The sequence below is a fragment of the Pseudomonas sp. LS-2 genome (genome assembly GCF_003605735.1).
GTDB lineage: Bacteria > Pseudomonadota > Gammaproteobacteria > Pseudomonadales > Pseudomonadaceae > Aquipseudomonas.
This window is the reverse complement of record NZ_QXTJ01000008.1, coordinates 1-12575: the sequence shown is the minus strand read 5'-3', so window position 1 is coordinate 12575 and position 12575 is coordinate 1. Positions and strand designations below refer to the sequence as shown.

At 61.7% G+C, this 12575-nt stretch carries 12 protein-coding genes; 3 read left to right on the top strand and 9 right to left on the bottom strand.

Annotation, left to right across the window (positions count from 1 at the left end):
- Positions 1 to 25 precede the first annotated feature (25 nt).
- The 9 genes from ccmI to ccmA form a co-directional block, all read right to left on the bottom strand.
- Positions 26 to 1231 carry a c-type cytochrome biogenesis protein CcmI gene (gene ccmI / locus D3M70_RS04415; protein ID WP_120124664.1) on the bottom strand — a complete coding sequence of 402 codons (1206 nt, stop codon included), beginning with the start codon at positions 1229 to 1231 and terminating at the stop codon, positions 26 to 28.
- Positions 1228 to 1698, bottom strand: a complete 471-nt coding sequence (locus tag D3M70_RS04410) for a cytochrome c-type biogenesis protein (RefSeq protein ID WP_120124662.1) — start codon at positions 1696 to 1698, stop codon at positions 1228 to 1230. Before D3M70_RS04410 ends, ccmI begins: the two co-directional genes overlap by 4 nt.
- Positions 1695 to 2231 carry a DsbE family thiol:disulfide interchange protein gene (locus D3M70_RS04405; RefSeq protein WP_120124660.1) on the bottom strand — a complete coding sequence of 179 codons (537 nt, stop codon included), beginning with the start codon at positions 2229 to 2231 and terminating at the stop codon, positions 1695 to 1697. Before D3M70_RS04405 ends, D3M70_RS04410 begins: the two co-directional genes overlap by 4 nt.
- On the bottom strand, positions 2228 to 4201 hold the full coding sequence (locus tag D3M70_RS04400; RefSeq protein WP_120124659.1) for a heme lyase CcmF/NrfE family subunit: 1974 nt from the start codon (positions 4199 to 4201) through the stop codon (positions 2228 to 2230). Before D3M70_RS04400 ends, D3M70_RS04405 begins: the two co-directional genes overlap by 4 nt.
- 3 nt (positions 4202 to 4204) lie before the next feature.
- On the bottom strand, positions 4205 to 4684 hold the full coding sequence (gene ccmE, locus D3M70_RS04395; protein WP_120124657.1) for a cytochrome c maturation protein CcmE: 480 nt from the start codon (positions 4682 to 4684) through the stop codon (positions 4205 to 4207).
- Entirely contained in the window at positions 4681 to 4857 is a 177-nt protein-coding gene (ccmD, locus tag D3M70_RS04390) for a heme exporter protein CcmD (RefSeq protein WP_120124655.1), read from the bottom strand. Before ccmD ends, ccmE begins: the two co-directional genes overlap by 4 nt.
- Positions 4854 to 5657 carry a heme ABC transporter permease gene (locus D3M70_RS04385; RefSeq protein WP_165869732.1) on the bottom strand — a complete coding sequence of 268 codons (804 nt, stop codon included), beginning with the start codon at positions 5655 to 5657 and terminating at the stop codon, positions 4854 to 4856. Before D3M70_RS04385 ends, ccmD begins: the two co-directional genes overlap by 4 nt.
- A gap of 125 nt (positions 5658 to 5782) precedes the next feature.
- Positions 5783 to 6454, bottom strand: coding sequence for a heme exporter protein CcmB (ccmB, locus tag D3M70_RS04380; protein ID WP_120124654.1), 672 nt, complete (start codon positions 6452 to 6454; stop codon positions 5783 to 5785).
- Positions 6451 to 7086, bottom strand: a complete 636-nt coding sequence (gene ccmA / locus D3M70_RS04375) for a cytochrome c biogenesis heme-transporting ATPase CcmA (RefSeq protein ID WP_120124652.1) — start codon at positions 7084 to 7086, stop codon at positions 6451 to 6453. Before ccmA ends, ccmB begins: the two co-directional genes overlap by 4 nt.
- A 220-nt stretch (positions 7087 to 7306) precedes the next feature.
- Here ccmA and D3M70_RS04370 point away from each other — a divergent pair, with 220 nt between their 5' ends.
- The 3 genes from D3M70_RS04370 to D3M70_RS04360 all read left to right on the top strand — a co-directional run bounded on the left by D3M70_RS04370 (position 7307) and on the right by D3M70_RS04360 (position 12126).
- Positions 7307 to 8926: a flagellar hook-length control protein FliK gene (locus D3M70_RS04370; protein ID WP_120124651.1), complete on the top strand. Its 1620-nt coding sequence runs from the start codon at positions 7307 to 7309 to the stop codon at positions 8924 to 8926.
- Entirely contained in the window at positions 8926 to 9252 is a 327-nt protein-coding gene (locus D3M70_RS04365) for an EscU/YscU/HrcU family type III secretion system export apparatus switch protein (protein WP_120124649.1), read from the top strand. Before D3M70_RS04370 ends, D3M70_RS04365 begins: the two co-directional genes overlap by 1 nt.
- A gap of 105 nt (positions 9253 to 9357) precedes the next feature.
- Positions 9358 to 12126, top strand: coding sequence for a dermonecrotic toxin domain-containing protein (locus tag D3M70_RS04360; protein WP_120124648.1), 2769 nt, complete (start codon positions 9358 to 9360; stop codon positions 12124 to 12126).
- Positions 12127 to 12575 lie beyond the last annotated feature (449 nt).

Here is a 12575-nt window from a genome sequence, read left to right as displayed (position 1 = left end):
CACGGATCAGGGCTACTGATCGGGGCTACTGATCGGGACTGTCAATGGTCAAGGCCTGAGGGGCGGTCACGTTGCTCGGTAACGGCTGACTGCGACCGATCCATTCTCCAGAAGTGGGCTGGCCTGCGCGGGATACCCGAGCAACGAGTTGGACTTCCGGAAAGTTCGACAGTTTCAGTTGCGGCATCATCGCGTCGGCATCGGTCAATTCCACATCCACCGGCAGATCGGCCACGGTCACCCGCTTGACTGCCAACGGCGCAGGCGGGCCGGACACAGCGCGGGCGAACACGAAAACCGTGTCACTGGGCTGCACTCTGGATTTGAGCGCATCGGACAGCGTCACATGAACCTTCAGACGCGCTCCCTGTGCCACGGCCGCCGGGGCCTCCTGCAGCGTGCCGCCGCTCTGTACCAGCTTGTCACTGGCGCGAGCGATGCCGCCTTCCAGCGCCGAGCGCGATGGATCGTTCGGTGGCAGCACGGCCAGCAGCCGCTTCCAGTAATCGACCGCCTCCTGAAAACGCTGACTTTCAAAAGCGTTGATGCCCTTCAAACCCAAACTGGTGACTTCTCTTGGGTCGAGCTTCAGTGCTTCGTCGGACAACGCCTGAATCTGCGGCGTCCACGCCTTGTTGCTGGCGAAGTACAGCGCCTGTGCCCACTGCCCCAGCAGCTCCGGCTGGCGCCCGGCCAACGCGACGGCGCGCTCGAACATGGCAGCGGCGTCGGCCGGACGATCCTGGGCCATGTACGTGCGCGCCAGGAAATAAATGCTCTCGGCCGAGTCCGGCTGGGCCTTGACCGCACGCTCCAGACGGTCAGTCATCTGCGCCAGCGAGCCCGGCGCCTGAGCGAACTCCCGGGACAGCTCGACCTTGTCGCTGGCGCCGAAATGCAAGTACAGCCCCAGGCCCAGCACAGGCACCAGCACCGCCACCAGCAATGGCAATGGCTTACCCAGTCGCGAGACACGTTCAGGAGCGGCGCCCTCGGTGTCCGCCAGCAACTCGCGGGCGGCTTCGGCACGGCCGCTGTCCATCTGCGCAGCGGACAGCACGCCCTCCTCCTGTTGCGCCTGCAACTCGGCGAGACGCTCCTGATACAGAGCAACATTGAGGGCGGTGCGATCTTCTTCGCTTTGGGCACGACGACCGCGCAACAGAGGGATCAGCAGGAAACTCAGGGCCACCAGCAACAGCAGGCCGGCCGCTAGCCAGAAATCGATCATTCGTGGTTTTTATCCAGCAGGTGGGCGAGGCGCTGACGCTCCTCGTCGGAAAGCACATTGGCGTCTTCAGCGGATTGTCTGCGACGACGCACAACGATCACGCCAATCAACAACACACCGCCAAGCAGCAGCCCGGCAGGGCCGAACCACAGCAACCAGGTGTGCGCATTCAGCTCGGGCTTGTAGCGCACGAACTCGCCGTAGCGATCGACCATGAAATCGATGATCTGCTGATTGCTCTTGCCTTCGCCGAGCATGCGATAGATCTCCTTGCGCAGGTCGGCGGCGATCGGCGCGTTGGAGTCTGCAATGTCCTGGTTCTGGCATTTGGGGCAACGCAGTTCGCGGGTCAGTTCGGTGTAGCGCGCGCGCTCGGCTTCATCCTTGAAGGTGTAGGCGTCGATGGCCGCGTGAGCGATGCCAGCGCAGCTCATGATCAATGCAGCGGCGGCGAGGAAACGCTTCATTGTTTGCCCTCATCGACCAGCCCTTGATACAGCCCCGCCAGCTTTTCCCGCCAGACCGTCTCGTCGATCACGCCGACGTGCTTGTAGCGAATGATGCCTTTGCTGTCGATGAGGAAGGTTTCCGGCGCGCCATAAACACCGAGGTTGAGCCCCAGACTCCCGGCTTCATCATTGATGTTCAGCTGATAGGGATCGTGAAAGTCCTTGAGCCACTTCAGGGCATCGGCGTTGACGTCCTTGTAGTTGACGCCGTAGATGACCACACCCTGTTGCGCCAGTCTGGTCAGCACCGGATGCTCGACCCGACAGGCGATACACCAGGTGCCCCACACGTTGACCAACGCCGGTTTGCCCAGCAGGCTCGCACGGGTCAGCGGCTGGCCGTCCTGCACGGCTGGCAGGGAAAACTCGGGAAACGGTTTATCGATCAGCGCCGAGGGCAATTCGGACGGGTCCAGGTACAGCCCTTTGTAAAGAAACGCCGCCATGCCGAGAAACAGCGCCAGCGGAATCAACAACACCCAACGCTTCATACCGCCGCTCCCGACAGGCCCAGCGCATCACGCACCTTGCTTCGAACCTTGACCCGATAACGCTTGTCCAGCGCCGCCAGCAAACCGCCTAACGCAGTAATCAGCCCACCGAACCAGATCCAGCGCACGAAGGGTTTGACGTGAACACGCACGGCCCAGGCGCCGTTGTCCAGCGGTTCGCCGAGAGCAACGTACAGATCGCGGGTGAAACCGGCGTCGATGCCCGCCTCGGTCATCATCGAGCGCTGCACGGTGTACAGCCGTTTTTCCGGGTAGAGCACGGTCACTTCCTGGCCGTCTTCCAGCACGCGGATGGTGCCTTCGTCAGAGGTAAAATTGGGGCCTTGAAGGTGCCTGGCGCCGTCGAACACGAACTGGTAACCGCCCAGTTCGACGGACTCGCCGGGGGCCAGACGCAGATCGCGCTCGGCGCTGTTCTGACTCGACAACACGACGCCCAGCGCCACCACGGCGATGCCGATGTGAGCCAGTTGCATGCCCCAGTAACTGCGGGTCAACGTGCGCATGCCTTTGAGCAGGCCCTTGTGGCGGGTCTTGTCCAGCAAGTCCCGAACGCCCGCCAGCAGCACCCAGGCCGCCAGCATGAACGTTGCGAGCACCGCCCAGTGGAAATCGGCCATGGCAAACCCGGCGATTACCGCCAGTACCGCGCTGCCGACCAGCACCGGCGCCAGCATGCTCATCAGCCACTTGACCGGGGTGTCTTTCCAGCGCACCAGCACGCCCACCGCCATTACGGCCATGAGCAGGCCCATCAACGGCACGAACAGTGCGTTGAAGTACGGCGGGCCCACTGACATCTTCGCCCCGCTCAATGCATCCAGCACCAGGGGATAAAGAGTGCCGAGCAAGATCATCGAAGCGGCGACCACCAGCACCAGGTTGTTGCCCAGCAGCAGGGTTTCTCGCGACCACAGACTGAACCCGACGTGGCTCTTTACCACCGGGGCGCGGATGGCGAACAGGGTCAGCGAGCCGCCCACCACCATCAGCAGAAAGATCAGGATGAACACGCCACGCGCCGGATCGGAGGCGAATGCGTGGACCGACGTCAACACACCGGAACGCACGAGGAAGGTGCCCAGCAGGCTCAGGGAAAACGCGGCGATGGCCAGCAACACGGTCCAGCTCTTGAACACGCCGCGCTTCTCGGTGACTGCCAACGAGTGGATCAGCGCCGTGCCCACCAGCCACGGCATGAACGAGGCGTTCTCCACCGGGTCCCAGAACCACCAGCCGCCCCAGCCCAATTCGTAATAGGCCCACCAGGAGCCCAGGGTGATGCCGATGCCCAGAAACGCCCACGCAACGATGGTCCACGGACGCGACCAGCGCGCCCACGCCGCATCCAGACGCCCGCCGAGCAAGGCGGCGATGGCGAACGCAAAGGCCACCGAGAAACCGACATAGCCCATGTACAGCATGGGCGGATGAACGATCAGGCCGATGTCCTGCAGCAATGGATTGAGGTCACGACCGTCCTGCGGGATCTGCGGCAGGATGCGGGCAAACGGGTTGGAGGTGAGGATCAGGAACAACAGAAAGCCGACGCTGATCATGCCCATCACCGCCAGCACACGGGCCAGCATGACCTGCGGCAACTGCCGCGAGAACACCGACACGGCGAACGTCCAGCCGCCCAGAATCAGCGCCCACAGCAGCAGCGAACCTTCGTGGGCGCCCCACACCGCGCTGAACTTGTAGTACCACGGCAAGGCGCTGTTGGAGTTCTCGGCGATGTAACCCACCGAGAAGTCATCGACCATGAACGAGTAGGTCAGGCAGCCGAAGGCGAACAGCAGAAAAGCGAATTGTCCCCAAGCCGCAGGCTGGGCAAGGCCCATCCACAGCCGATCGCCGCGCCAGGCGCCAAACAGCGGGACGATGGCCTGCACGATGGCAAAGCACAGGGCCAGGATCATGGCCAGATGGCCGAGTTCGGGAATCATGGTTTACCCCTGTTTCTCTGGGAGAGGGCCTGACGTCGAAGGCGTACCCGGCGCTGACTGGCCGCTGTCCTTCAAGGCTTTGGTGACTTCCGGCGGCATGTATTTTTCATCGTGCTTGGCGAGCACCTCATCGGCCACCACAACGCCATCGGCATTGAGCTTGCCCAGCGCGACGATGCCCTGCCCTTCGCGGAACAGGTCGGGAAGGATGCCACGGTAGGTAATGGTCACCGACTTGTTGAAATCGGTGACCACGAAGGTGACGTCCAGCGAATCGGCGGAGCGCTGCAGCGAGCCCTTCTCCACCATGCCACCGGCGCGAATGCGGGTGTCTTGGGGCGCCTCGCCACTGGCGATCTGGGTCGGGGTGTAAAACAGATTGATGTTCTCTTTGAGGGCGCTAAGGGCCAGACTCACGGCAATGCCGACTCCGGCCAGAATCGCCACGATGATCAACAGTCGCTTTTTTCGCAGCGGATTCACGTATTGCTCTCCCGGCGCAAACGACGCGCCTCTTGTTGCAGGTATCGCCGACGCGCCAACAGCGGTGACACGACGTTAATGGCCAGTACACTCAGGCAGATGCCATAGGCGGTCCAGACGAACAGCCCGTGTTTGCCCATGGCCAGAAAGTCGCCGAACGAATCGAAGCTCATTTATCGGCTCCTGTACGAGGCATCTGCCCAAGGCTCTTCATCACTTCGTCCTTGACCCAACTGGCGCGGGACTCGCGCTTGAGCACTTCCAGGCGCATACGCACCAGCAGGACCGCACCGAAGAAACAGTAGAACCCCAGCGCGGTAAACAGCAGCGGCAGCCACATTTGGGCAGGCATCGCCGGCTTTTCGGTCAGGCTGAACGTTGCCCCCTGATGCAGGGTGTTCCACCACTCCACCGAATACTTGATGATCGGGATGTTGATCACCCCGACGATCGCCAGCACCGCGCAGGCCTTGGCGGCGCTGTCACGGTTACTGATAGCGTTGCCCAGCGCAATCAGACCGAAGTACAGAAAAAGCAGAATCAGCATGGACGTCAGTCGGGCATCCCAGACCCACCACGAGCCCCAGGTCGGTTTGCCCCAGATGGCGCCCGTCACCAGTGCCACGGCGGTCATCCAGGCGCCGATGGGCGCGGCGCATTGCAGGGCGACGTCGGCCATCTTCATTTTCCAGACCAGCCCGACCACGCCGCATACGGCCAGCATCACGTAACAGGACTGCGCCAGCATGGCAGAAGGAACATGGATATAGATGATGCGGAAACTGTTGCCTTGCTGGTAATCGGGGGGCGCGAAGGCCAGACCCCAGACCACGCCGATACCGATCAACAAGGCGGCAGCGATACTCAGCCACGGTAGCAGGCGGCCGCTGATCCCGTAGAACCATTTCGGCGAGCCCAGTTTATGGAACCAGGCCCAACTGATACCGCTCTTAGCCTTGGCGCTAGTGTTCATCACGTTGCCTTTTCATCACGGTGCTCATTTCACGTCAGGCGCTTCTATTCGCTGAAGGTCCTGGCTTTAATCGTTATCAACCCGGCGCTGATCGACAAAAAGCTGTCCGATCGGTCAGAACCCGATTATTCGCCAACGCTGATTTTCAGGCCAGCAGCAATTGCAAAAGGTGTCAGAGTTATCGCCAGCGTGGTCAGGCTGCCAAGCCAAAGCAGATAGCCGGTCGCGGGCATGCCCTGAAGTGCAGCCTGAAGCGCTCCGCTGCCCAGAATCAGCACCGGGATGTACAGCGGCAGAATCAACAGCGCCAGCAGCAGCCCCCCGCGCTTGAGCCCCACCGTCAACGCCGCGCCCACCGCGCCGAGCAGGCTCAACACCGGCGTTCCCAGCAACAGCGACAGCAACAGAACCGGCAGGCAGGCGCTCGGCAAACCCAGCATCAACGCCAGTACGGGGGCCAGTAAAACCAGCGCCAGACCGGAGAACGCCCAGTGTGCCAGCACCTTGGCCAGCACCAGCAGCGGCAAAGGGTGCGACGAAAGCACCCATTGTTCAAGTGAACCATCTTCAAAATCGCTGCGAAAAAGCCCGTCGAGGGACAACAGCACCGATAACAGGGCTGCAACCCAGACCAGCCCCGGCGACAGGGTTTGCAGCAGTTGCGCCTCGGGCCCTACCGCCAACGGAAACAACGCGATCACGATCGCGAAGAACACCAGCGGGTTGAGCAGCTCGGCGGGACGACGAAACAACAGACGCGCTTCGCGGGCAACCAACAGGGTAAACACATGACTCATACGGCCCACTGCCCCAGATCCAGATCGCGGTAACCGGCCGGCGTGCGGCTCAGCGTGTGGTGGGTGGTCAACACCACGGCGCCGCCGTTTTCGCAGTGATCGGCCAGGTGCGCTTCGAGTTGCGCGACGCCCTGCTTGTCCAGCGCGGTAAAGGGTTCATCGAGCATCCACAGCGCCGGCCCCGGCAGGTAAAGACGGGCAAGCGCGACGCGACGCTTTTGTCCGGCGGACAGCGTATGGCACGGCACATCCTCGAAACCGCGCAGTCCAACCGCTTCGAGGGCTCGCCAGATGTCGGCCGATTCCACGCTGTGGTGCAGGGCGCAGAGCCAGGAGAGGTTTTCAACGGGGGTAAGCAAATCCTTGATGCCCGCAGCATGGCCGATCCACAACAGATTGTGCGCCAATTCGCTGCGCTGTGCGCCGAGGGGTTTGCCGTCCAGGAGCACCTGGCCGGCGGTGGGCTGCATCAGGCCGCTCAACAGGCGTAGCAGGCTGGTCTTGCCACTGCCGTTGGGGCCGCTGATCTGCACCATGTCGCCCGCCGTGAGCCGCAGGTCGAGATGCTCGAACAGCAGGCGCCAGTCACGCTCGCAGGCAAGCGCCACGGCTTCAAGAACGGGGATCGACATGGGGACCTTCTTTTCGGATAGCAGGTGTGCACGGCGGTTCAAGTCAGCGGTGCGACGGCCGTTATACTGATGCAGCTTAACGGTCGCCCGCCGATGACGTCGGCGCAGGATTATACATAGATAGGCGCTGTTGCCGCGTGCCTGCTGACACGGGCAGTTTTCGTGGTAAGGCCGGGCACGGCGGCTGACCCCGCGCACCTCCTCAACGAGTCGGGATCCGATGACAGGCGATATACCCAATCTTTCTCCAGTAGCAGCTGCCACGGCCCTGTTGCGCGCGGGCGTGCCGCCGGGCGAGGTGCTCAAGTTGATGGAGCCCCGTGACGGCCTGCTGAGCTCGGGGCAAGTCGCCAACGCCGAAGTCGTCAGCCTCAAACAACTGGGCCAGGATTTTCAACTGCTGCTCAGGCTGACCATGAACAACGGCCAGCAGACCACCCTGCCCGTCAGCAGCACGCTGCCGCTGACGCCAGGCACCAACGTCAATGTCGCCCAGGGCTCGGCCGATACCCTGACGATCAGCGTGCAGGACCTGCAAAAGGCCGTCGCCAACAGCCTGACGAGCATCGATACCCGCCAGTTGCCTGCCGGTACTTTGCTTCAGGGCAAAGTGCTGACCACTCAGGTCGCGGCGCAGAATGTCGCGCAACTGACCGGGCAATCGTCTGGCAACGCCCCCGCCGCTTACCGCTCCATCGTGATGCTGCTCAATACGGCGCTGGCCGGTAGCAGCCTGACCATCGAGAGCCCCCAGCCGTTGCGCGTCGGCAGCCTGCTCAGTGCGCAGGTGCAAAATAGCCAGGCGCTGAATTTCATCGCCCTGCCCAATCGTCTCGACGAACTGGCACTTGCCCAGCAACTGTCGACCCAGCAAAGCCGTCAGGGCTCGCTGCAAAGTCTGCTGACCGCTCTGCAGAATCTGTCGCCACCCACAACGGATGCGCCCGATAACCTGCCGCCGTCGCTGCGCGCCAGCATCGATCAACTGTTCGCCGATTTGCCCGATGTACAGCAACTGACCACCGCCAAAGGCGTGGCGCAAGCCTTGAGCGCCAGCGGGTTGTTCATGGAGTCGCGGCTGCTGGCGGGCGAAAACCCGACGCTGGTCCCGGACCTCAAGGCCAACCTGTTGCGGGTCATCGCGCAGATCCTTCCCGGCCTGCCGAACAATGCCAGCTATGACGCGGCCGCTGCGGCCAACACCCTGGCGCGGGCAATGCCCAGCATGATCCGCAATGCCTTGGGTACGCTTGGCCTGGTGGCTGCGCCGAGCCTGCCGATCAACTTCCCATTACCGGCGCGCACCCTGGGCAGCCCGGACAACAAGGACGACCTGGAAACCCTGCTGAAACTGGCTGCAGGTGCCATCTCGCGCCTGCAAAGCCATCAGCTCGGTGGACTGGAACAGACCCGCACCAACGCCGACGGGACGCAGGTCACCACCTGGCAACTGGAAATCCCCATGCGCAACGCCCACGACATCGTGCCGTTGCAGGTCAAGGTTCAGCGCGAAGACACCCCCGAACGCGAACAGACGCCAGAAAACGCGACCCAAGAGGTCAAGGAAAAGGAAAAACTCTGGCGCGTCGAACTGGCCTTCGATCTTGAGCCGCTGGGCCCGCTGCAGGTACAAGCGCAATTGATCGCGGGCAACCTTTCCAGCCAGATGTGGGCCGAGCGCGAAGGCGCGGCGGAACTGATCTCCAGTGAGCTGAATAACCTGCGCGCCCGGCTGGTGGCCTGCGGTTTGAACGTGAAGGAACTGGAATGCAATCGCGGCGTACCGGCCCAGGGTTCGCGGACCGTGCTGGAACAACGCTGGATCGACGAGAACGCCTGATGAACAACCACGATCAGAACCCGCGACAGGCCATTGCCCTGAGCTACGACGGCCAGCAAGCGCCCACCCTCACCGCCAAGGGCGACGATGCGCTGGCCGAGGCCATTCTGGCGATAGCCCGGGAGTACAAGGTCCCGATTTACGAGAACGCCGAACTGGTGAAAATGCTCGCGCGCATGGAACTGGGCGACAGCATCCCGCAGGAGCTGTACCTGACCATCGCTGAAATCATCGCGTTCGCGTGGCACCTGAAGGGCAAGTTTCCGGTGGGTTTCGATCCGGACCCTGAGCCGGTGGAGCGGGATATCACGCCCAGCCGGGACTGACAGAAACACCGCGTGATGATCGATCATCAGAACAATACATATGTAACGCATCGCTGCACGGCGTAGCCGCCAACCTTGTCGCATCAACCCAGCGAGGTGACCGACATGGCCCGCAACTACGTAAATGCAACCGGCGTACGACATGTGCGCGACACACTGATCGACTTTCCCCGCCCCGACCGCATGGCCGCCGACGCCATCCGCCGATGGGCCAGCCAACACGGCAATACGATCGACCCCGACCGCATCGACGCAGTCACTCTGCATTACCAGAGCGATGCCCAAGGCAATTGGGTCGGCGTTGTGACCCAGAAAATGACATTGACTCAGGCCGTTCTCGCCAACTGGCAAGGCGAGTCCAACAACAACGTTGTCGGCGCGGCATTGGGTGCACCGTGGGCCGGAAGTTTCCCGCCCGAGCCCATTACGGTGGTCGACGCCATGCAAACCCCGGGCGTGTTCCATTACGGCGCCGCCTATACGATTTTCAACGGGCTGTTTCGTCAGACCACGCCGCAACGTTACAGCGCCGATACCCATGTGCCGATTCGCGCCGAGGACTTCCAGCAGTTCATCTGGGACCTCAACTTCCACACCCCTTACAAAGCCGCGCTGGACCGCTACTGGGAAACCAACCTGAGCGCCTACCGCACCGCCGTGAAGATCGCTTTCATTACAGCCTGCAACAAGCAGGTCAGTGAAGGCAGCCTGACTGATGCCGGGCGGCGTCTTGCCTGGCAGGCAGCGGGTCTGGAAAAACCGCGCACATCCGGCTCTGTCAAAGTCAGGGCATTGAATGTCTACGGCTATGCCAGTACCGATTTGATCTGCATCAGCAACGACGTAAGCGGTCTTACCCTGCTCTACATCCCCGGCAACGCCTCGCCGCTCCACGAGTTCGCCAATGAGGGGCTGATGCAGGACTGGTTCGCACTTCAATGCCGGGATACACGCAAACGCGAGGCATTGAGCGAACATTTCGCCCTGTCCGATCGTGATAATGGCCTGAGCTACAGCGGCGTCGACACCGCGCTTTCAGGTCTTGCCAGCTTCCCGAAACCTTTCTTTCTGTCCAGCAATCGACCCGGCTTCACCACGGTGGGCGTGTGGCCGGCACGTGAGTACGTTAACTACAAAGCCAGCGAGTACAGCCCCTGGATTGACGCGGATCTGTTTCTTGCCCTGACCAACCGACAGAAAGACCGCAGCTATCAAGACGCCGATTTCATCATTACCACTGACCATGACGTCACCAAGGCGAAGTGGCGCGGCTACGTGTACTCAGCGATGAACATGCTCGCGCCTCTGGTTCTGCTGGCTCCAGAACTTGCGCTGGTGTTCGCCGCCGGTGGCGTCGCACAGTTCGGCCTTGGACTGGATCAGGCAATCAATTCCAAAAACCTTGAACAAAAGGCGGCTGGCGTCGGGGAGGCGGTATTCGGTGTGCTCAATGCCTTACCGGCGGTTGAACAAGGCGTGTCGAAAACCGCGGAGGTATTTCGTACCCGAAGCAACTGGTTTGTCAGTCCCAGCGAGGTAAACGGCGAGCTTGGGTATCCCCTGAGCCCGGTGAATCCTCCCCACTGGCCGGAACCCGAGGTTGCCGAAAGCTTTGAGTACAGCGATGTGATCGGGCTGTTACCCGGAGGAGACAGCGCGGTTGCCGATGCCATTGTCAGAACGACCAACTACAGAACTTTCCCGGATCTGCTTCAAGCCAGCGTGGACGGCTATCTCGCTGAAGTCGTTTACGACGTCGAACGCAACGCTTTTCTGCTGAAAGACGACTTGAACGAAGTGAACCCTGTCTACTACGCGGCGCCGCAACCGCCAAAAACTAATCTGGTACCCGTGCGTGACGTGAACGCGCATGTCAGCGATGAAGCGCGAATGCAGACACTCAGAGGTCTGGGGATCGATCTGAAGCTACCCGTGGACTTCACCGCCCACAGCGGCGGCCTTTCAAGCCCTATTCCCCGAGTGGTCACGCACATCTGGGTGGGCGACAAGACGATCAGTTCGGAACTGCTAAGCAACATCGCCCGCAATGCCGAACACCTGGAAGGCAGTCAGTACGCGTACCGCTTGTACCTGTCGAACGCTAATCCGGAGGCCTACGCCTTTAATATCCAGAACCTGAGGGAGCGGGCGCCGTCGCTGGAGGTTCGGGTGCTGGAGGATCAGGACTTCTTCAAGGTGTTCCAGGACAGCGAATACTACGATCAATACCAGGCCGCAATGACCGGTAATGGCGGGCAAGCGACCACCTACGCTTCGGCAGTAGACATCCTGCGTTATCGTCTTCTACATCACGAAGGCGGGTTGTACATGGATCTAGACGACACATTTCTCGCCACCGGTGAGTATCCCCACCAGATTGACGGCCAGAACTTCGGAATACCCGGTGAAAGCATCAAGGAGACCGAATTGCATACGACCGCCAACGGCCTGCTGGTGGCCGCACCTGTGGCCAATGAAACACTGTCGATGCACGCGTTGTACAACACCAACATGATCGGCAGCCACGCCGGCAACCCGACCCTGGACCTGATCTCCGCTGAAATTCGCAGACGCTTCGAGCAACTCCCTGACTTCTACCGCACCAAGCCCGATATCCAGTTCGACAAGGCCGGGTTCGAACGTTTCGCCAGACAACTCAGCTGGCTGACAGGCCCTGGCGTCTTCAATGACGTGGTCGACCGCACGCTACCTGAGCTGTACAGGCTGCGTCAGACCATCAATCTTGTGGCCTGCCCGACCGTCAACAGAGCCGCGATCATCGACTGGCAAACCTATAAGCAGGCGCAGCGTACCTACCTGCCACTGGGCCGTATCGCCAAGACCGGGCACAGCAACTCGTGGGTCAACGTATGACCGTTCCGCGCCTGGACGCAAAAAATCAGTAGCAGCATGGCTTGCAGGCGGTGACGGTCGGAAGATCGCTACCGCCGGCAAGCCGGACTGCTACGGCCTTTGGCCAGAGGCGCAGACAGGCATCACGCCGCTAACTCGCTTGTGCCCGCAGGGCGTGGGAGCTCTCGGAGGTTACGACGGCAGCGATGGGCCGCGAAGCGGTCCTGAGGCTCTTTGGCACGGTGGGTCAGGTCAACCGCATTGGCCGGGTTGCTACCGCTGCGCGGCAGATCGTCAGCAAGCTGGCCTCCCACGGCCTTCGGCCAGAAGCATAGGGGGCCGGAATGCCACGGTCTTCGGCCAGAAGCATGGGCGAGCCGGAATGACAGGGCTTTCGGCCAGAAGCATGGGCGAGCCGGAATGACAGGGCTTTCGGCCAGAAGCATGGGCGAGCTGGAATGCCAGGGCCG

Coding starts and splice junctions, on each gene's coding strand:
- D3M70_RS04400 (WP_120124659.1), bottom strand. CDS start 4,201: ATGATTCCCGAACTCGGCCATCTGGCCATGATCCTGGCCCTGTGCTTT.
- D3M70_RS04410 (WP_120124662.1), bottom strand. CDS start 1,698: ATGAAGCGTTTCCTCGCCGCCGCTGCATTGATCATGAGCTGCGCTGGC.
- ccmB (WP_120124654.1), bottom strand. CDS start 6,454: ATGAGTCATGTGTTTACCCTGTTGGTTGCCCGCGAAGCGCGTCTGTTG.
- D3M70_RS04370 (WP_120124651.1), top strand. CDS start 7,307: ATGACAGGCGATATACCCAATCTTTCTCCAGTAGCAGCTGCCACGGCC.
- ccmA (WP_120124652.1), bottom strand. CDS start 7,086: ATGTCGATCCCCGTTCTTGAAGCCGTGGCGCTTGCCTGCGAGCGTGAC.
- D3M70_RS04405 (WP_120124660.1), bottom strand. CDS start 2,231: ATGAAGCGTTGGGTGTTGTTGATTCCGCTGGCGCTGTTTCTCGGCATG.
- D3M70_RS04385 (WP_165869732.1), bottom strand. CDS start 5,657: ATGAACACTAGCGCCAAGGCTAAGAGCGGTATCAGTTGGGCCTGGTTC.
- ccmI (WP_120124664.1), bottom strand. CDS start 1,231: ATGATCGATTTCTGGCTAGCGGCCGGCCTGCTGTTGCTGGTGGCCCTG.
- D3M70_RS04365 (WP_120124649.1), top strand. CDS start 8,926: ATGAACAACCACGATCAGAACCCGCGACAGGCCATTGCCCTGAGCTAC.
- D3M70_RS04360 (WP_120124648.1), top strand. CDS start 9,358: ATGGCCCGCAACTACGTAAATGCAACCGGCGTACGACATGTGCGCGAC.
- ccmD (WP_120124655.1), bottom strand. CDS start 4,857: ATGAGCTTCGATTCGTTCGGCGACTTTCTGGCCATGGGCAAACACGGG.